The sequence below is a fragment of the Aeromicrobium sp. HA genome (genome assembly GCF_027171405.1).
Taxonomy (GTDB): Bacteria; Actinomycetota; Actinomycetes; order Propionibacteriales; family Nocardioidaceae; genus Aeromicrobium; species Aeromicrobium tamlense.
The window spans coordinates 597,059-613,640 of the sequence record NZ_CP114372.1; the positions used below are offsets into that span (position 1 = coordinate 597,059).

The window sequence follows — 16,582 nt, forward strand, 5'->3', positions numbered from 1 at the left end:
ACCGGCGTGACGTAGGGTGCGAGGGCGGCACGCTGCCGCCGACTTTCCTCAGGGGGAAACTGATGACGCACCACGCACGACTCGTCCTTCTCGCGGTCCTCGGGCTGCTCGCCGGCCTGATGATGGCGCCGGCGGCGACCGCCTCCGCGGCCCCTGCCGCGGAGCCCACGATCTCGGGCACCGTCAGCATGGAGGGCTACGCAGGCCCCGACTCGTTCCCGGGCGTCAGCATGGAGCAGCCCCTGGTCGTGCAGGCGTACGCGCGGGTGGGCGGCCGCTGGACGAAGGTCAGCGAGACGAGCACCGTCGGCGGCGGCGCCGACGGGCTGGGTATTCGCTCGGACGGCTCGTACACGCTCGCCTTCAAGGTCGCGTACGAGGACGTCCGGCTGAAGGTCCGGCAGCTCCGCTACCTGGAGGACTACGGGATCCCCTATCCCCCTGCCGCACCGGACACCCCGGCCGCGGAGCTCCAGACGGTCTTCTGGGACGGCACCCCGGGCGGCGCCCTCACGATCGACGAGGCCCAACCCATCGACCTGCGGACCGGGTCCGCGGTCGACCGGAACATCACGATGCGGCTCTCCGAGAAGATCCGCGTCACGAGCCGTCCCCGGATCACGGGCGTGGCCTCGCCCGGACAGGTGCTCACCGCACAGCCCGGCACCTACGCTCCCGCAGCGTCCTCCGTGACGTACCGATGGGCCCTCCGCGAGTACGACAACGGGGAGTACACGTACTCGTACCCGACCGTCGCAACGGGACGGACGTTCCGGGTCACGTCCGCGCACCTCGGCAGAAGACTCGCCCTTGAAGTCGAGCCGTCGCGGATCGGGTTCGAAGCTCCGCTCGTGCAGACGGCGGATCTGCTCGTGAAGAGCCGCAGCCGATTCGCGGTGAAGGCGAAGCCCGGCAAGCGCAAGGCGACGGTGACGATCGCGATCAAGGCGCCCGGCGTGGCGACCTCGCGGATCCACGGCAAGGCCTCGATCTACGCCAAGGGCAAGCGCATCAAGACGGTGAACGTCCGCAACGGGAAGGCGACCTTCAAGATCGCGAAGCAGAAGAAGGGCAAGCGGACCTACACGGTGCGTTACTCCGGCAACCGGATCATCACGTCGTCGTCCAAGTCGCTCAAGATCGCCATTCGCTGAGCGAATCGGTCCGCGGAAGCGCTGGGCTGGCGTAGCCTTCGGGGAGCAGTACATGTGGACGCATTCCGGGGGGGAATCGATGAACACCATGGTCCGACGTGCGGCCCTCGCACTCCTGGCGCTGATCGCCAGCCTGCTGATCGCTCCGGTCGGCGCGGCCCAGGCCGCGACCGCGGGAACCGTCTCAGGGACGATCACGGCCTCGCCGGGCGTCCCGACCGGCGACACCGTGTGGGTGCAGGCGCAGCGCCGCCTCCCGTCGGGCCACTGGGTCCGGGTCAATCGCGCGACCTCGACCACGGTGGGCCGCACGTACTCGCTGCCGATCGCCGAGGCGGGCACCTACCGCGTGCAGGCCCAGGTCTTCGGCGAGAGCAGCTCGGACTTCCGCACCGTCTCGGTCTCCGGGGGCGTCAAGCGGACCGGTGTCCATCTCCGGCTGATGCCCGATCGCACGATCTCCGGGGACGTCACGACCGACGGCTTCAGGATCGAGGACCTGGACCTCGAGCTGCCGCTCATGGTCGCCGCCGACACCACCGACGAGCCGTCGTGGTCGACCGAGGTCGCGGCCCAGGCGCAGGTGGCCAACGACGGCTCGTTCACGCTCTCGGTCCCGCACCCGTACGACGAGGTGCGGATCCGGTACTACCAGCGCCCCTGCCCGGACGACCCGGCCGCGCCCTGCGCGCTGGGCTCCGCGGCCGACGTGCGGACGGCGTTCTGGGACGGCAGCCCGGACGGCGCCCCCACGTTCGCGCAGGCCACGCCGATCGACCTGACGTCGCCGAGCACGGACTCGCGGGACGCGACCCTGAGGCTGGCAGCGAAGTTCACGTCGGCCACCGCGCCGCGGATCTCGGGCACGCCGCGGCTGGGTGCGACGCTCACCGCGCAGCCGGGCTCCTACGCTCCCGCGGCCAACTCGGTGGTCTACGAGTGGTACGCCGGGAGCGCCGCCGTGCTCGGCGAGTACGACTCGCTCGTGGGCACCGGACGTACGTTCAAGGTCACCTCGGACGTCATCGGCGACTCGCTCATGGTCCGGGCGCGCCCGATCCGGGAGGGATACGAAGGACCGAATCCCCGTTCCGCGTACGTCCTCGCGAAGAGCCGCAGCACGCTGGCGGTGAAGGCCAAGCCCGGCCACCGCAAGGCCACCTTCACGGTACGCGTCAAGGCACCGGGACTGAGCTCCGCACGCATTTACGGCAAGGCGTCGGTGTACGCGAAGGGCAAGCGCATCAAGACCGTGACCGTCCGGAACGGCAAGGCCACGATCAAGATCGCGAGGCAGAAGAAGGGCAAGCGCACGTACACGGTGCGCTGGTCGGGCAACGAGTCGATCACTCCGGCGGCGAAGTCGCTCAAGGTCACGATCCGCTGACGTGGGGGAGACGAACATGCGGACCCTGACCCGAGCCGCTCTCGTCGCGGTGCTGGCCGTCGTCGCGAGCCTGCTCATCGCGCCCTCCGGCACGGCCCAGGCGTCGAGCCGGGCGGCAGTGGGCACGATCTCCGGCACGGTGACCGGGCCTGCCCCTGCCACCGTGACGCTGCACCGCCGTTCGGCGACCGGCGGCTGGAGCGAGGTGGGAGCGGTCGAGGCCGACCTCCGAGGTGCCTACACGGTGCGCGTTCCGTCCGCCGGGACCTACCACGTACGAGCGAGGCTGAACATCGATCTGACGCATGCCGCCGCACCCTCGCGGTCGATCGCGATCGCGAACGGGACGAAGGTGACCGGCGTCGATCTGGCGATGGCGCCCAACCCCACCGTCGACGGCGTCGTCACCGCGTCCGGCTTCGACCGGGCCGAGCTCCGGCCCGACCTCAGCGAGGGCCGGGCCGGCCTGCGCGCGGCGGTGTGGGGCCTGCTCGACGGGCACTGGGAGCGGTTCGGCGGCACGTACGGGACGTACGGCTCCAGTACGGTACGCGGTCTCTACTTGGGTCCCTGGGTGGACCTCGACACCCAGAGCGGCGCGTACACCGTGCCGGTGCCGGGGTACTTCGACGCGATCCGGCTGCAGTTCTACCAGCCGCACTGCGTCGAGCCGGTCGACTGCGGGGATTACTTCGGTGCGACGCCCGTCGCGCTTCGCGCGTTCTGGAACGGCACGCCCTCCGGAGCGGCAAACCTGGCCGCCGCGGCAGACATCGACGTGTCGGCGGGCTCGGTCGTGGACAAGAACATCACCTTGCAGGCGGCGCCGCGGCTTCGTGCCACCGCGCGACCGACCATCACCGGGGTCGCCGCCCCGGGGAAGGTGCTGACCGCACGCGTCGGCTCCCACGTGCCGACCGCGACCGGAGCGACCTACACCTGGCGGTCGTCCGCCGTGGGTCAGGAGGGCGAGCAGGACGAGGTCGTCGGACACGGCCGTACCTTCACGGTGCCGCCCAGCCTCGTGCACCAGAAGCTCCTCGTGCACGTGACGGCGAGTCGCGCGGGCCACGAGGCCCCGCTGCTGGCGTCGACCTACGTGATGGTCAAGACGTCGAGCAAGCTCGCGGTGAAGGCCAAGCCCGGCAAGCGCAAGGCGACGGTGACGATCGCGATCAAGGCGCCCGGCGTGGCGACGTCGCGGATCCACGGCAAGGCGTCGATCTACGCCAAGGGCAAGCGGATCAAGACGGTGAACGTCCGGAACGGGAAGGCGACCTTCAAGATCGCGAAGCAGAAGAAGGGCAAGCGCACGTACACGGTGCGCTACTCGGGCAACCGGATCATCACGTCGTCGGCGAAGTCGCTCAAGATCGCCATCCGCTGACACGAGGAGAGCCGAGATGAAGAACGCCACCCGAGCCGCAGTGGTCGCCGTGCTCGCCGTCGTCGCGAGCCTGCTCATCGCTCCGTCCGGCACGGCCCAGCCGTCGAGCCCGGCGGCGGTGGGCACGATCTCCGGACGGGTCACGGCTCCCGCGGGCTACCCGGGCGGGAAGGTCATCGACGTCTCGCTGCGACGGCTGAGCGCCGAGGGGGCGTGGGTCGAGGTCGCCAGCTCGCTCGTGGGCGCGGGCTCGACCTACACGCTGGGCGCCCCGACCGCGGGCACCTACCAGGTCCGCGCCGGGATGACGTTCTCCGACTCCGCGACGCCGAGCCGCCCGATCACCGTCGCGAAGGGCACCCGCGTGACGGGAGTCGACCTCGCGATCCGCCCCGATCCGACCGTCTCGGGCACGATCACGGCCGACGGCTTCGACCTCGCGCTGCTCCTGCCCGGCGGGGACGCCGACGATCGTGGTCTGAACGCCCATGTGTGGGGGCGCATCGACGGCCACTGGGAGCGCGTCGGGGACCGTACGCGACTCGGCACCTTCGAGGGCGCGCCCGTGCTCGTGGCAGACGACGGTCGGTACTCATTCTCGGTGCCGGGCTTCTACGAGGCCGTCCGCGTCCAGTTCTACCAATCGGTGTGCGACGCGTGGGCACCGTGCCGCCGCTTCGGTCTGGCGCCCGAGGTCGCGCGGACGTACTGGGACGGCACCCCGGACGGAGGGCCGACCTTCGCCGGCGCGGCCGACCTCGACGTCCGCTCCGGACCCGTCGTCGACAAGAACATCACGCTGAAGGCCGCCACGAAGCTGCGTGCCGTCGCGGAGCCTCGGATCGCCGGGACGGTCGGGGTGGGCGAGGTCGTCAGGGCCCGCGTCGGCAGCTACGCCCCGGGACCCACGACCCGCGACTACAAGTGGATCGGCCAGGTTCGCGGGTCCGACCGCCTCCTCGCCCGCGGACGCACCTACCGCGTGCCGGCGAGCCTGCTGGGTCACCGGCTCGCCCTCCAGGAGTGGCCGGCCCGCTCCGGCTTCGAGGCGCCCGTCCAGCAGAGCCGCTACTACCTGGTGAAGAGCGCGGCCCGGCTCGCGGTCACGACCAAGCCCGGCAAGGGACGAGCGACGGTGAGGCTCCGGATCACGGCGCCGGCCGTCTCGAAGACCCAGCTGCACGGCAAGGCCTCGATCTACGCCAAGGGCAAGCGGATCAAGACGGTGAAGGTGAGGAACGGCAAGGCCACGATCAGGATCACACGTCAGGCACGGGGCAAGCGCACGTACACGATCCGGTACTCCGGAAACCGCCTGGTGACGTCGCCGACCACCTCACTGCGGATCGCCATTCGCTGAGGGTCGTCCGATGTCACTCTCGTGACCTAGGGTGTGCAAAGCGGTACAAGTCTGCGAATTTCGGGGAGATCCATGAACACCGCCACTCGGCGCATCGTCGTCGCACTGCTCGCGCTCACCGCGAGTCTCTTGATCGCGCCCGCGAACGCCGCGCCGCGGGCGGCCGCGGCGGCGCCCGTGAGCATCTCGGGGAACGTCACGGGCGGTGACTTCGACCTCGCCACGTTCGCGTCCGTGGAGCCTCTTCGAGTAGACGCGCTCGCGCTCGTGGGCGGCACGTGGGAGCGGGTCGGGCACGGCACCGTCCGATTCGCCGAGCACCCGGCGCCCGCCGAGCCCGAGGGCACGTTCAACCTCACGGTCGACCAGGAGCTCGGGTCGGTGCGTCTCAAGTTTCACCAGGCCCGCTGCATCGACGAGTTCGGGCACGCCTGCCCCGAGGTCGGCGGGGGTGTCGACATCCCGGCGTCGATGGTCCAGACGACGTACTGGGACGGCAGCCCGCTCGGCACGCCGCGGGTGGAGGACGCCACCGCGATCGACGTCACCGATGGGAACGTCACCAACAGGGACATCACGCTCACGCGGTCGAAGAAGGTCAGGGCCACCGTGCGGCCGACCATCACCGGCAGTGCCGTGCCCGGACAGGTGCTCACCGCGCAGCCGGGCACCTGGTCGCCGGCCGCCACGTCCGTCGGCCTGACGTGGCTCGTCGGATCGGGCTCCACGCTGGGCGAGTACGACATGCCCGCGGGGACGGGACGCACGTTCCGGCTCACCACGGACCACGTGGGCGCCTCGATCGCCTTGCAGGCCGAGCCGAACGTCTTCGGCTTCGAGTCGCCCATCCTGCAGACGCCCTACCTGATCGTGCGAGCCCGGAGCGCGCTCGCGGTGAAGGCCAAGGCGGGCAAGCGCACGGCGACGGTGACGCTCGCGGTCAAGGCCCCGGGCGCCTCGAAGGCGCAGATGCAGGGCAAGGCCTCCATCTACGCCAAGGGCAAGCGGATCAAGACCGTGAACGTCAGGAACGGCAAGGCCACGATCAAGATCGCCAAGCAGAAGAAGGGCAAGCGCACGTACACGGTGCGCTACTCCGGCACCTGGCGGATCCTGCCGTCGACGAAGTCCCTGAAGATCGCCATCCGCTGACCGGGAGGACCTGATGAAGCATCTGATGCGTGCCGCCCTGGTCGCGGTTCTCGGCCTGGTCGCCAGCGTGCTGGTCGCGCCTGCCGGCGCCGTCCAGCTCGCGACCGCCGCGCCCGCCGGACGGATCTCGGGCAGCGTCACGAACACGGCCGGCATCCCCGAGACGGTGGACGTGCGATTCACCGTCAGCAAGCGCGCTTCCAGCGGGACCTTCGTGAAGGAGGCGTCATTCGAGGAGCCGATGGGGCGTCCCTACGTCCTGCCGGTGTCGTCGGCCGGGACGTACCGTGTCCACGCCGAGGTCGAGGGGTGGGGCGTCTCCGTGCGCGCCGCCGATCCGGTGGTCACGGTCGCCCAGGGGCAGACGGTCACCGGTGTGGACCTCCTGTTCGAGGCCGACCCGACGATCTCCGGCACGATCGCCACCGACGGCTTCAACCTCGACTCGCCGAACGAGCAGCAGCCCTTCCGGGTCGAGGCGCTGGCGAACGTCGGCGGCAGCTGGACCGTGGTGGCCACGGTCGCCCGCCGCACCTGGGGCAGCCCTCGTCTGAAGATCCGTCCCAACGGCACGTTCACCCTCGCGGTCCCGCACCCGCACACGTCCGTGCGACTGCGCTTCTCGCAGCCGCACTGCCCGCAGTTCGGGCACGCCTGTGTCGAGGGCGCCGCACCGCAGGTGCTGACGACGTACTGGGACGGCACGCCGGCCGGCTCGCTGACGGTCGAGGACGCTGCCGACGTCAACGTGTCCGGCGGCCCCGCGACCGGCAGGGACATCACCATCCGTCCGGCGCCGCAGCTCAGCGTGACGTCCAAGGCGCGGGTGACGGGCAATCCGTGGCCCGGCCAGGTCCTCACGGCGCAGCCGGGAACGTACTCCGTCGCGCCGACCAGCGTGACCTATGAGTGGGTGGCAGCGCCGATCGACGGCAGCGCTCCGAGGCGGGTGGTCGGGACGGGACGAACCTTCCGCGTACCCAGCTCGTACTCCGAGTGGGGTGTGACCGTCACCGTCGTGCCGACGCGCCTCGGGTACGAGGCGCCGATCTCCCGGCCCGGAGTGCGCATCAAGAGCACGAGCCGGATCGGGCTGAGGGCGAAGGCCGGCAAGGGCACGGCGACCGTGGCGGTCACGGTGAAGGCGCTGGCGATCTCGCAGTCCCGCGTCCATGGCAAGGCCTCGATCTACGCCAAGGGCAAGCGGATCAAGACCGTCAACGTCCGAGGCGGCAAGGCCACGATCAAGATCGCGAAGCAGAAGAAGGGCAAGCGCACGTACACGGTGCGCTTCTCGGGCAGCTGGATCACGACCCCGTCGGAGCGCTCGATGAAGATCGCCATCCGCTGACGCGGGAAGGACCCCATGAAGAGCATGACCCGTGCCGCGCTCGTCGCGGTCATCGCACTCGTCGCGAGCCTGCTGATGGCGCCCGCCGGCGCGACGCCGCGCGCGGCGGCAGACCCCGTGACCATCTCGGGCCGGATCACCCCCCAGGCCTTCGACCTCGAGTCGTTCGCGATGCGGTCGCCGATCGAGGTGCGCGCCCTGGCGAAGGTCGGCAGCGCGTGGGAGACGGTCGGCTACGCCGCCACGCGATCGGCCTACGGCCCTGCCGACGGGATCGAGCTCGACGGCTCCTTCGTGCTGCGTGTGGCAGCCGGCCACCCGGTGGTCCGGCTGAAGTTCGCGCAGCGGCGCTGCGAGGACCAGTACGACGATTGCTACCACGACGCCCCGGACGTGCTCACGTCCTACTGGAACGGCACGGCGTCCGGAGCGCTCACGCTGGCCGACGCCCGCGACATCGCCCTGGACTCGGGGCCGGTCGCCGACGCGGACATCACGCTGCGTCGCGCGCCGAAGCTCCGCCTCGAGGTGAGCCCGTCCATCGCGGGCGTCGCCTCGCCCGGGCGGGTCCTGACCGCCCGCCCCGGGACCTACGCGCCCGGCGCCACTTCGGCCACGAACGTGTGGTGGTACGGGAGCCACGACGGGAGCGGGGACAGCGAGTACGACCGGCAGGTCGGCACCGGTCCCACGTTCCGTCCGACCTCGGCGATGCTCGGCGGCTCCCTCAGGCTGGAGGTCCTGCCCGCGCGGCTCGGTCACGAGGCCCCGACCGTCATCTCCGACTACGTCAGGGTCACGAGTCGCAGCTCGATCGCGGCGAAGGCCAAGCCCGCCAAGCGCAAGGCGACCGTCACGATCACCATCAAGGCGCCCGGGGTGGCGACGTCGCGCGTCCACGGAAAGGCCTCGGTCTACGCGAAGGGCAAGCGCATCACGACGGTCACCGTGAAGAACGGGAAGGCCACGCTCACGATCGGCAAGCAGCAGAAGGGCAAGCGGACCTACACGGTGCGCTACTCCGGGAACCGGATCATCAGCTCCTCGACCACGTCCCTGAAGATCGCCATCCGCTGACGCGGGAAGGACACCACCATGAAGAAGATGTCCCGCGCCGCGCTCGTCGCGGTGCTCGCCCTCGTCGCGAGCCTGCTGATGGCTCCTGCCGCGCCTCTCGCAGCGGCCGCGCCGGCCGGATCCATCTCGGGCACCATCACCTCGTCCGCGGACCTCCCGTCCGACGTGCTCGAGGCGTCGGTCCGCGTGTACCGGAGGGACGCGGAGGGCGTGTTCCGACTTGAGAACGCCTACACGCGGGTCGTCGGACAGCGCTACACGGTGCCTGCGCAGTCGGCAGGCACGTACCGCGTCGAGGTCCACCTCGACGAGTGGGGCGTCGCGATGCGCGCCCCCGCCACCGTGACGGTCGGTCAGGGAGCGGCCGTGACCGGCGCCGACGTCGTGCTGGACCCCCAGCCCCGGGTGTCGGGACGGATCACGATGGAGGACTTCGAACTCGACACGCTCCAGGAGGGCCGACCCCTGTACGTCGTGGCGCTGGCCAGGGTCGCGGGGGAGTGGAAGCCGGTCGGCTCGGTCGACCGGCTGACCTACGGCGATCCTGCGCTGCGCATCCACCGTGACGGCACCTTCGCGCTCGCGGTCGAGGGACCGCACCCGGTCGTGCGCCTCAAGTTCGTGCAGCCGCACTGCGGTGAGCTCTCCGAGCAGCTGTCGTGCGGCCTCGGACTCGCGCCCGAGGTGGTGACGACCTTCTGGGACGGCACCACCCGTGGCGCGTCGACCGTGGACGCCGCCGTGGACATCGACGTGTCGGCCGGCTCGGTCGTCGGCCGGGACGTCTCGATGCGGCGCTCGCAGCAGATGCGCTTCACGAAGGAGCCCACGATCACCGGCAGCCTCGTGCCGGGGCAGGTCCTGACCGCGCAGCCCGGCACCTACTCCCCGGCTCCGACGGCCGTGGCCTACACGTGGATGGCGGCTCACCTGCGCGGCAACGCCAGCTTCAAGGTCGTCGGGACAGGGCGCACCTTCCGCGTCCCCGCCGGCTTCGCGAACCACGCGGTCCGCGTCATCGTCCGTCCGAGCCGTGCAGGCTACGAGGCTCCTGCGCTGTCCACGCAGGAGCGGATCAAGAGCCCGAGCCGGGTCGGGCTGAAGGCGAAGGCCGGCAAGCGCAAGGCCACCGTCGCCGTGACGATCACGTCGCCTGAGCACCGATCGACCAGCCTCAACGGCCGGGTCTCGATCTACGCCAAGGGCAAGCGCATCAAGACGGTCACGGTCCGCCGCGGTCAGGCCACGATCGCGATCGCGAAGCAGAAGAAGGGCAAGCGCACCTACACGGTCCGCTACTCCGGCAGCTGGATCACGACACCGTCGCAGCGGTCGATCAGGATCGCCATCCGCTGAGCTCGAGACGAAGGGGCCCGCCACTGCGGCGGGCCCCTTCGTCGTGCCCGGGGGGTGACCGCGCTCTCTTTCCTTAGCATGGTTAATGAACTATGCTAAGGACATGCCCACCGACTCCCAGCGACTCGCCCAGGCGGTGGCCCGACTCAACCGAAGGCTGCGCCAGGAGCGCCAGTCCGACCTGACCGCCACCCAGCTCTCCGTGCTGGGGTCCGTGCGCGTCCTCGGGTCCGCGACGCCCAGCCAGATCGCCGCGCGCGAGCGCGTGTCCCAGCCCTCGGTCGCCCGGACCCTGAAGTGCCTGCTCGAGGACGCCTACGTCCTGAAGAACCCCCACCCCGACGACGGCCGTCAGGTCCTGATCTCGATGTCCGACCTCGGCGAGAAGGTCCTCGCCGAGGAGCGCCAGCGCCGCGACCTGTGGCTCGACAGCCGCCTGACCTCCCTCACCTCCGACGAGCGCGCACGTCTCCGGGATGCCACCGACCTTCTGGTCAGGCTCGCGGAGGACGACGCGTGAGCCCCACCTTCCGCAGCCTCTCGATCCGCAACTACCGCGTCTATGCGATGGGCGCCCTGGTGTCGAACGTCGGCACCTGGATGCAGCGCGTCGCGCAGGACTGGCTGATCCTCGTCCTCACCGGCAGCGGCACCGCCCTGGGCATCACGACGGGTCTGCAGCTGCTGCCCGCCCTGCTGTTCAGCCCGGTCGCCGGCGTCGTCGCCGACCGGTTCCCCAAGCAGCAGGTGCTCAAGTGCACCCAGCTCGCGATGGCGATCCCTGCGGCGGTGCTCGGCATGCTCGCCGTCACCGGGACGGTGGAGGCCTGGCACGTCTACGTCATCGCCTTCGTGTTCGGCGTCGGCACGGCCTTCGACGCGCCCGCGCGCCAGTCGTTCGTGGCCGAGATGGTCGGGCAGGAGGACCTGCCCAACGCCGTCGGCCTGAACTCGGCGTCCTTCAACACCGCCCGCATGATCGGTCCCGCGCTGGCCGGCCTGCTGATCGCGTGGCTCGGCAGCGGCGCCGAGGCGACCGGCTGGGTCATCCTCGTGAACGCCGCCAGCTACCTCGCGGTGATCGCGTCGCTGAGCTCGCTCGACACGCGACGGCTGCGACCCTCGCCCGTGTCCGGCAGCCGCAAGGGTGCCGTGCGCGAGGGCGTGCGGTACGTCCGCTCCCGACCCGACCTCGTGCTGCTGCTGACCTGCGTGTTCTTCGTCGGCACGTTCGGGATGAACTTCCAGATGACGTCCGCACTGATGGCCACCGAGGTCTACGGCAAGGGCGCCAGCGAGTACGGCATCCTCGGCTCGGTCCTGGCGATCGGCTCGCTGGCGGGTGCGCTGCTGGCGGCTCGCCGCACGCGGCCGCGACTGCTGTTCGTCGTGGTCGCCGGCATGACCTTCGGCATCGGCGAGATCCTCGCCGGCCTCATGCCGAGCTACCTCACGTTCGCGCTCGTCCTGCCCCTGCTCGGACTGTCGTCGCTGACGATGGTCACGTCGGCCAACGGCCTCATCCAGCTGACGTCCACCCCGCAGATGCGCGGCCGCGTGGCGGCGCTCTACCTCATGGTGTTCATGGGCGGCACGCCGCTCGGGGCGCCGCTGATCGGCTGGATCGGCGAGGCGTTCGGCGCGCGCTGGACGATGATCGTGGGCGGTGCGCTGTCCGCGCTCGGCGTGGGCGTCGCCGCGGCGCTCTACGCCCGCACGCACCACCTGTCGGCCCGCGGCCGGGTCTCACCCGCGGTGCGGAGGCTCCTGCGCCGGCAGCGGCTCGACGAGGAGGTCCTGGTCGCCGCCGACTGAGACCACCTCACGCTCGCCGAGCTTGACCACCACGATGCCGCCGAGGATCAGCAGCGCGCCGACCAGCTGGAGGGGCTTGGGCACCTGGTCGAGCAGGACCCAGGCGAACCCCAGGCCGGCCGCGACCTCGGTGAGGGCCACGAAGGACGCGAGCCGCCCGCCGAGGTGGCGGGCCGCGGCGATGCCGGTGCCGTAGGCGAGGGCGGCGGCGACGAAGCCCAGCACGAGCACCGGCACCCACCACGGAACCGAGCCGGTGGCGAACGTGACCTGCTCCTTGGTCATCGTGAGGGGCAGCAGGCCCGTGGCCGCGACGATCCAGAACGTCACCGACGCGACGACGAGGCCGCCCGCGGCGAGCGTCAGCGGCGGCAGGCCGCTGGAGTCGTCGGCGGACATCACGAAGTATGCGGCGGCGCCCGCCATGGCGACGAGCGCGAGCATCACGCCGATCAGGTCGAGCTCGGCGCCACCGAAGACGTCGAGCAGCAGCGCCAGGCCGACGGCGGCCACGACGGCGCCGATCAGGGTGAACCGCCCCGGGCGCTGGCCGTGCGCGAGCCACATCCACAGGACCACCGCGACGGGCGCGGTGTACTCGATCAGCAGGGCGATGCCGACGTCGAGCCGCTGCACGGCCATGAAGTAGAAGAGCTGCGCGCAGACCACCGCCGACAGGCCGTAGAGCACGATCGTGCGGGCGTGCGTGAGCAGCAGGCCGTAGCGGCCGCGAACCGCGAGCAGGCCCGGGATCGCGAGGACGAGTGCGGCGAGGCTCACGCGCACCGCGAAGGCGGCGCCGGGCGACCAGCCGGCGTCCATCAGGCCGCGGGCCATCGTGCCGGAGGTGCCGAACGACAGGGCCGAGGTGACCGCGAGGAGCAGTCCGGTGGGGGTGTGGCGGACGACGGCCGCGTCAGGAGTGTCCACGCTCATGGGTCATGACGCTAGACCGCATGTCGTAAGGTGTCAACATGGTCTTCACTCCTGACGTGAGCGACGCCCTCGGCGCAGCCTCCGAGCTGGCCAACTCGGCCCTGGAGCCCGACACGCTCGAGACCCCGTCCGACCTCACCGAGTTCTTCGACCGTTGGGGCTACACCGGCGCCCGGCCGCGCACGCGGGCCGACCTCGAGGCGGTGCGCGACATCCGTCCCCGGCTGCGCGAGCTGCTGCGCGCCGACCGTGCCGCTGCCGTCGACCTCGTCAACGCGATCCTGGCCGAGCAGCACGCCGTCCCGCGGCTGGTCCGTCACGACCGGCTCGACTGGCACGTCCACGCCATCGCCGACGACCGACCGCTGCACGAGCGCGTGCTCGTCGAGACGGCGATGGCGATGATCGACGTCATCCGCGCCGACGAGATGGAGCGCCTGAGCGTCTGCGCCGCCTCCGACTGCGACGGCGTCGTCGTCGACTTCTCCCGCAACCGCTCCCGCAAGTTCTGCAGCACCACCTGCGGCAACCGCGAGGCGCAGGCCGCCTACCGGGCTCGGCAGGGGTGACAGTTTCCCCGGTTAACCGGGGAAACTGTCACTTCGCGAGGTTTGCAACCCTCGTGAAGTGACAGGAAACCTCGCGAAGTCGCGCGGTGTCCTCGATCTGAGATGCCCGGCCCCGGTGGGTCGAGCGGCGTAGAGTGGACAGGTCATGACGCTCCAGGAACACATCGCACGCGCCGTGGAGACGGCGACCCCCGACCTCATCGAGCTGAGGCGTGACCTCCATGCGTTTCCCGAGCTGTCCTGGCAGGAGGAGCGCACCACCGACCTCGTGTACGCGTGGATGGACAAGCTCGGCCTGAGCCCCCAGCGCTTCGACGGCACCGGCCTGTCGGTCGACATCGGCCCGAGCGGCGGCCCCATCGTGGCCCTGCGCGCCGACCTCGACGCGCTGCCGATCCTCGACACCACGCAGGACCCCTGGCGGTCCAAGAACCCGGGCGTCGCGCACGCCTGCGGCCACGACGTCCACGTCTCGGCGCTCATCGGCGCGGCCACCGCGCTCGCCGCCGCGGACCGCGCGATCGGCCTGCCCTACCGCGTCCGCCTGATCTTCCAGCCCGCCGAGGAGGTCATGCCCGGCGGCGCACTGCGACTGCTGTCCGACGGCGTCCTGGCCGGCGTGAGCCGCATCTTCGCCCTGCACTGCGACCCGTCGCTCGACGTGGGCCGCGTGGGCATCCGCGAGGGCGCGATCACCGGCGCGTCCGACCAGATCCACGTCGTCCTCAACGGCCGCGGCGGCCACACGTCGCGCCCGCACCTCACCGAGGACCTCACGTTCGCGCTCGGCAGCCTCATCACCCAGCTGCCCGCCGTGCTCTCGCGCCGCTTCGACCCGCGTGCGGGCGCGAGCCTCGTCTGGGGTCAGGTCAGCGCCGGCAACGCGGCCAACGTCATCCCCGCCGTCGGCGAGCTCAAGGGCACCCTGCGGATGCTCGACGCCGCCGCCTGGCACGACGCCGAGCACCTCGTGCGCGGCATCATCGCCGACATCGTCGAGCCGTTCGGCGTGGGCGTCGACCTCACCTACACGCGCGGCGTGCCGCCGGTGGTCAACGACTTCGCCGTCACCGAGCGCCTGCGCCACGCCGTGACCGCCGCGCTCGGTCCCGAGGGCGTGGCCACCACGGCGCAGAGCCTCGGCGGCGAGGACTTCGCCTGGTACGTCGAGACGCTGCCCGGCACGATGGCGCGCCTGGGCACCCGCACGCCGGGTGGTCCCACGTACGACCTGCACCAGGGCAACCTGCGCGTCGACGAGCGCGCGATCGCGGTCGGCGCCCTCGTGCTCGCCAACGCCGCGATCGCCTGACCCGTCGGCGGGGGAGCGGTCAGGCCTCGGGCTCGGACTGTGCCGGGTCCTCGTCGGCGCCGCGCACGACCACCACGGGGCACGGGGCCGAGCCCACGGCGTGCTCGCTGACCGAGCCGAGCATGAGGCCCTTGAAGCCGCCGAGGCCTCGCGGACCCACGACGAGCAGCGACGCGCCCTCGCTGGCCTCGACCACCACGGTGGCGGGCTGGCCGCGCTCGACCTTCAGCGTCACCTCGACGTCCGGGTGCTCCGCCAGCAGCTCGCGGGTCTGCTCCTCGAGGCGCTCGCGCACCGCGTCGGCGTAGTCCGACGCCGGCGGCACGTAGCCGAACTCGTGCGTCTTGGGCTTGGGTGCGGTGCGCATCGTCCACGCGCGCACGATCGTGACCGGCATGTGGGCGCGCTCGGCCAGCACGAGCGCCCAGCGCAGGGCCTGGTCGGCGAAGGAGGAGCCGTCGTGGCCGACGACGATGGGTCCGGAGAAGGGCATGTCCTGATCCTAGGACCCTCGGGGGCCGGGCTTTTGATTACGGTTCGGTGACAGTTGCCCTCGTCGGACCCGACTCGGTCCGAGGTCGCCCTCCGAGCACTTAGGGTCGTCCTGACATCGCGTGCGCCCCTCGTGTCGGGCGCAGCCCTTGAGGAGGAAAAGTGCGTCGATTGAACAAGCTGACCGCAGCGGCCGCCGTGACCGCCCTGGTCTTCGCCGGAGCCGGCTGCTCGAAGAAGAGCACCGACGACGAGAGTGCCGCTGGCGAGGACTGCGTCGAGAAGGGCGACATCAAGGTCGGCATGGCCTTCGACGTCGGTGGTCGTGGTGACCAGTCCTTCAACGACTCGGCCGCCAAGGGCCTCGACAAGGCCGCGTGCGAGCTGGGCTTCGAGGTCAAGGACGCCGAGGCGCAGGACGGCGAGCCCGAGTCGGCTCGCGAGGAGCGTCTCCAGCAGCTGGTCGATGCCGGCTACAACCCGGTCGTCGCCGTGGGCTTCGCCTACTCCGCCGCCGTGGGCAAGATCTCCAAGGCCAACCCCGACGTGAACTTCGCGATCGTCGACGACGCCGTCGCCGCGGACAACGTCACCAACCTGCTGTTCGCCGAGGAGCAGGGCTCGTTCCTGGTCGGCGCGGCTGCCGCGCTCAAGTCCGAGACCGGCACGGTCGGCTTCGTCGGCGGTGTCGACACCGAGCTGATCCACAAGTTCGAGGCGGGCTACAAGGCCGGCGCCAAGGCCGTCAACCCCGACATCAAGGTCCAGTCGGTCTACCTGACCACGCCGCCGGACTTCAGCGGCTTCGGTGACCCGGCCAAGGGCAACACGGCCGCCACCGGCATGTTCGAGAAGGAGGCCGACGTGGTCTACCACGCCGCCGGCGGCTCGGGCGGCGGCGTCTTCCAGGCGGCCACCGACGCGGGCAAGTGGGCCATCGGCGTCGACTCCGACCAGGCCAAGACCGCCGACGAGTCGGTGCGCGACAGCATCCTGACCTCGATGACGAAGAACATCGACGTCGCGGTCTTCGACTTCCTCAAGGGCGTCGAGGCGGGCGACATCAAGACCGGCCCGCAGGTCTACGACCTCAAGGTCGACGGCGTCGGCTACTCCACCACCGGTGGTCACGTCGACGACATCAAGGAGAAGCTGGACGAGTACAAGCAGCAGATCATCGACGGCACCATCACGGTGCCCTCGAAGTGAGCGTGTCCTCGAAGCACTGAGGCCC

15 protein-coding genes are annotated in these 16,582 nt (G+C 70.9%); 13 read left to right on the top strand and 2 right to left on the bottom strand.

The window, feature by feature from the left end; translation table 11 throughout:
• The first annotated feature begins 62 nt into the window (after positions 1 to 62).
• From O3S82_RS02920 to O3S82_RS02965, 10 genes are all read left to right on the top strand, one after another.
• The gene (locus tag O3S82_RS02920) at positions 63 to 1,154 is read left to right on the top strand and encodes a hypothetical protein (RefSeq protein ID WP_269305398.1); all 1,092 of its coding nucleotides are present in this window, start codon (positions 63 to 65) and stop codon (positions 1,152 to 1,154) included.
• 79 nt (positions 1,155 to 1,233) lie between these two features.
• Positions 1,234 to 2,541 carry a hypothetical protein gene (locus tag O3S82_RS02925; protein ID WP_269305400.1) on the top strand — a complete coding sequence of 436 codons (1,308 nt, stop codon included), beginning with the start codon at positions 1,234 to 1,236 and terminating at the stop codon, positions 2,539 to 2,541.
• A 16-nt stretch (positions 2,542 to 2,557) separates the two neighbouring features.
• Positions 2,558 to 3,928: a hypothetical protein gene (locus O3S82_RS02930; RefSeq protein WP_269305402.1), complete on the top strand. Its 1,371-nt coding sequence runs from the start codon at positions 2,558 to 2,560 to the stop codon at positions 3,926 to 3,928.
• A 16-nt stretch (positions 3,929 to 3,944) separates the two neighbouring features.
• On the top strand, positions 3,945 to 5,288 hold the full coding sequence (locus O3S82_RS02935) for a hypothetical protein (protein WP_269305403.1): 1,344 nt from the start codon (positions 3,945 to 3,947) through the stop codon (positions 5,286 to 5,288).
• 72 nt (positions 5,289 to 5,360) lie between these two features.
• Positions 5,361 to 6,440 carry an Ig-like domain repeat protein gene (locus O3S82_RS02940; protein ID WP_269305405.1) on the top strand — a complete coding sequence of 360 codons (1,080 nt, stop codon included), beginning with the start codon at positions 5,361 to 5,363 and terminating at the stop codon, positions 6,438 to 6,440.
• A gap of 13 nt (positions 6,441 to 6,453) precedes the next feature.
• On the top strand, positions 6,454 to 7,791 hold the full coding sequence (locus tag O3S82_RS02945; protein WP_269305407.1) for a hypothetical protein: 1,338 nt from the start codon (positions 6,454 to 6,456) through the stop codon (positions 7,789 to 7,791).
• Positions 7,792 to 7,806: 15 nt separating this feature from the next.
• Complete coding sequence (locus tag O3S82_RS02950) at positions 7,807 to 8,868, top strand: Ig-like domain repeat protein (RefSeq protein WP_269305409.1); 1,062 nt, start codon at positions 7,807 to 7,809, stop codon at positions 8,866 to 8,868.
• Between the two features lie 18 nt (positions 8,869 to 8,886).
• Positions 8,887 to 10,224 carry a hypothetical protein gene (locus O3S82_RS02955; protein ID WP_269305411.1) on the top strand — a complete coding sequence of 446 codons (1,338 nt, stop codon included), beginning with the start codon at positions 8,887 to 8,889 and terminating at the stop codon, positions 10,222 to 10,224.
• Positions 10,225 to 10,327: 103 nt separating this feature from the next.
• Complete coding sequence (locus O3S82_RS02960) at positions 10,328 to 10,744, top strand: MarR family transcriptional regulator (RefSeq protein WP_179426284.1); 417 nt, start codon at positions 10,328 to 10,330, stop codon at positions 10,742 to 10,744.
• Positions 10,741 to 12,039, top strand: a complete 1,299-nt coding sequence (locus O3S82_RS02965) for an MFS transporter (protein WP_179426282.1) — start codon at positions 10,741 to 10,743, stop codon at positions 12,037 to 12,039. The genes O3S82_RS02960 and O3S82_RS02965 overlap by 4 nt, the downstream gene beginning before the upstream one ends.
• Here the strand turns inward: O3S82_RS02965 and O3S82_RS02970 are convergent.
• Complete coding sequence (locus O3S82_RS02970; protein ID WP_179426280.1) at positions 11,971 to 12,975, bottom strand: EamA family transporter; 1,005 nt, start codon at positions 12,973 to 12,975, stop codon at positions 11,971 to 11,973. The genes O3S82_RS02965 and O3S82_RS02970 overlap by 69 nt on opposite strands.
• Positions 12,976 to 13,013: 38 nt before the next feature.
• Between O3S82_RS02970 and O3S82_RS02975 the strand changes: the two genes are divergently transcribed.
• The gene (locus O3S82_RS02975) at positions 13,014 to 13,544 is read left to right on the top strand and encodes a CGNR zinc finger domain-containing protein (protein ID WP_269305412.1); all 531 of its coding nucleotides are present in this window, start codon (positions 13,014 to 13,016) and stop codon (positions 13,542 to 13,544) included.
• A gap of 145 nt (positions 13,545 to 13,689) precedes the next feature.
• Entirely contained in the window at positions 13,690 to 14,856 is a 1,167-nt protein-coding gene (locus tag O3S82_RS02980) for an amidohydrolase (protein ID WP_179426276.1), read from the top strand.
• 19 nt (positions 14,857 to 14,875) lie between these two features.
• Here O3S82_RS02980 and O3S82_RS02985 read toward each other — a convergent pair whose 3' ends face one another.
• Positions 14,876 to 15,349, bottom strand: coding sequence for a universal stress protein (locus O3S82_RS02985; RefSeq protein ID WP_179426274.1), 474 nt, complete (start codon positions 15,347 to 15,349; stop codon positions 14,876 to 14,878).
• Between the two features lie 161 nt (positions 15,350 to 15,510).
• Here O3S82_RS02985 and O3S82_RS02990 point away from each other — a divergent pair, with 161 nt between their 5' ends.
• Positions 15,511 to 16,557 (top strand): BMP family lipoprotein, encoded by a 1,047-nt coding sequence (locus O3S82_RS02990; protein WP_269305414.1) that lies wholly within the window; start codon positions 15,511 to 15,513, stop codon positions 16,555 to 16,557.
• The last annotated feature ends 25 nt before the right edge of the window (positions 16,558 to 16,582 follow it).

Excerpts from the sequence above, each read along its gene's own strand:
- O3S82_RS02920 (WP_269305398.1), top strand. The coding sequence starts at position 63 with ATGACGCACCACGCACGACTCGTCCTTCTCGCGGTCCTCGGGCTGCTC.
- O3S82_RS02925 (WP_269305400.1), top strand. The coding sequence starts at position 1,234 with ATGAACACCATGGTCCGACGTGCGGCCCTCGCACTCCTGGCGCTGATC.
- O3S82_RS02930 (WP_269305402.1), top strand. The coding sequence starts at position 2,558 with ATGCGGACCCTGACCCGAGCCGCTCTCGTCGCGGTGCTGGCCGTCGTC.
- O3S82_RS02935 (WP_269305403.1), top strand. The coding sequence starts at position 3,945 with ATGAAGAACGCCACCCGAGCCGCAGTGGTCGCCGTGCTCGCCGTCGTC.
- O3S82_RS02940 (WP_269305405.1), top strand. The coding sequence starts at position 5,361 with ATGAACACCGCCACTCGGCGCATCGTCGTCGCACTGCTCGCGCTCACC.
- O3S82_RS02945 (WP_269305407.1), top strand. The coding sequence starts at position 6,454 with ATGAAGCATCTGATGCGTGCCGCCCTGGTCGCGGTTCTCGGCCTGGTC.
- O3S82_RS02950 (WP_269305409.1), top strand. The coding sequence starts at position 7,807 with ATGAAGAGCATGACCCGTGCCGCGCTCGTCGCGGTCATCGCACTCGTC.
- O3S82_RS02955 (WP_269305411.1), top strand. The coding sequence starts at position 8,887 with ATGAAGAAGATGTCCCGCGCCGCGCTCGTCGCGGTGCTCGCCCTCGTC.
- O3S82_RS02960 (WP_179426284.1), top strand. The coding sequence starts at position 10,328 with ATGCCCACCGACTCCCAGCGACTCGCCCAGGCGGTGGCCCGACTCAAC.
- O3S82_RS02970 (WP_179426280.1), bottom strand. The coding sequence starts at position 12,975 with ATGAGCGTGGACACTCCTGACGCGGCCGTCGTCCGCCACACCCCCACC.
- O3S82_RS02975 (WP_269305412.1), top strand. The coding sequence starts at position 13,014 with ATGGTCTTCACTCCTGACGTGAGCGACGCCCTCGGCGCAGCCTCCGAG.
- O3S82_RS02980 (WP_179426276.1), top strand. The coding sequence starts at position 13,690 with ATGACGCTCCAGGAACACATCGCACGCGCCGTGGAGACGGCGACCCCC.
- O3S82_RS02985 (WP_179426274.1), bottom strand. The coding sequence starts at position 15,349 with ATGCCCTTCTCCGGACCCATCGTCGTCGGCCACGACGGCTCCTCCTTC.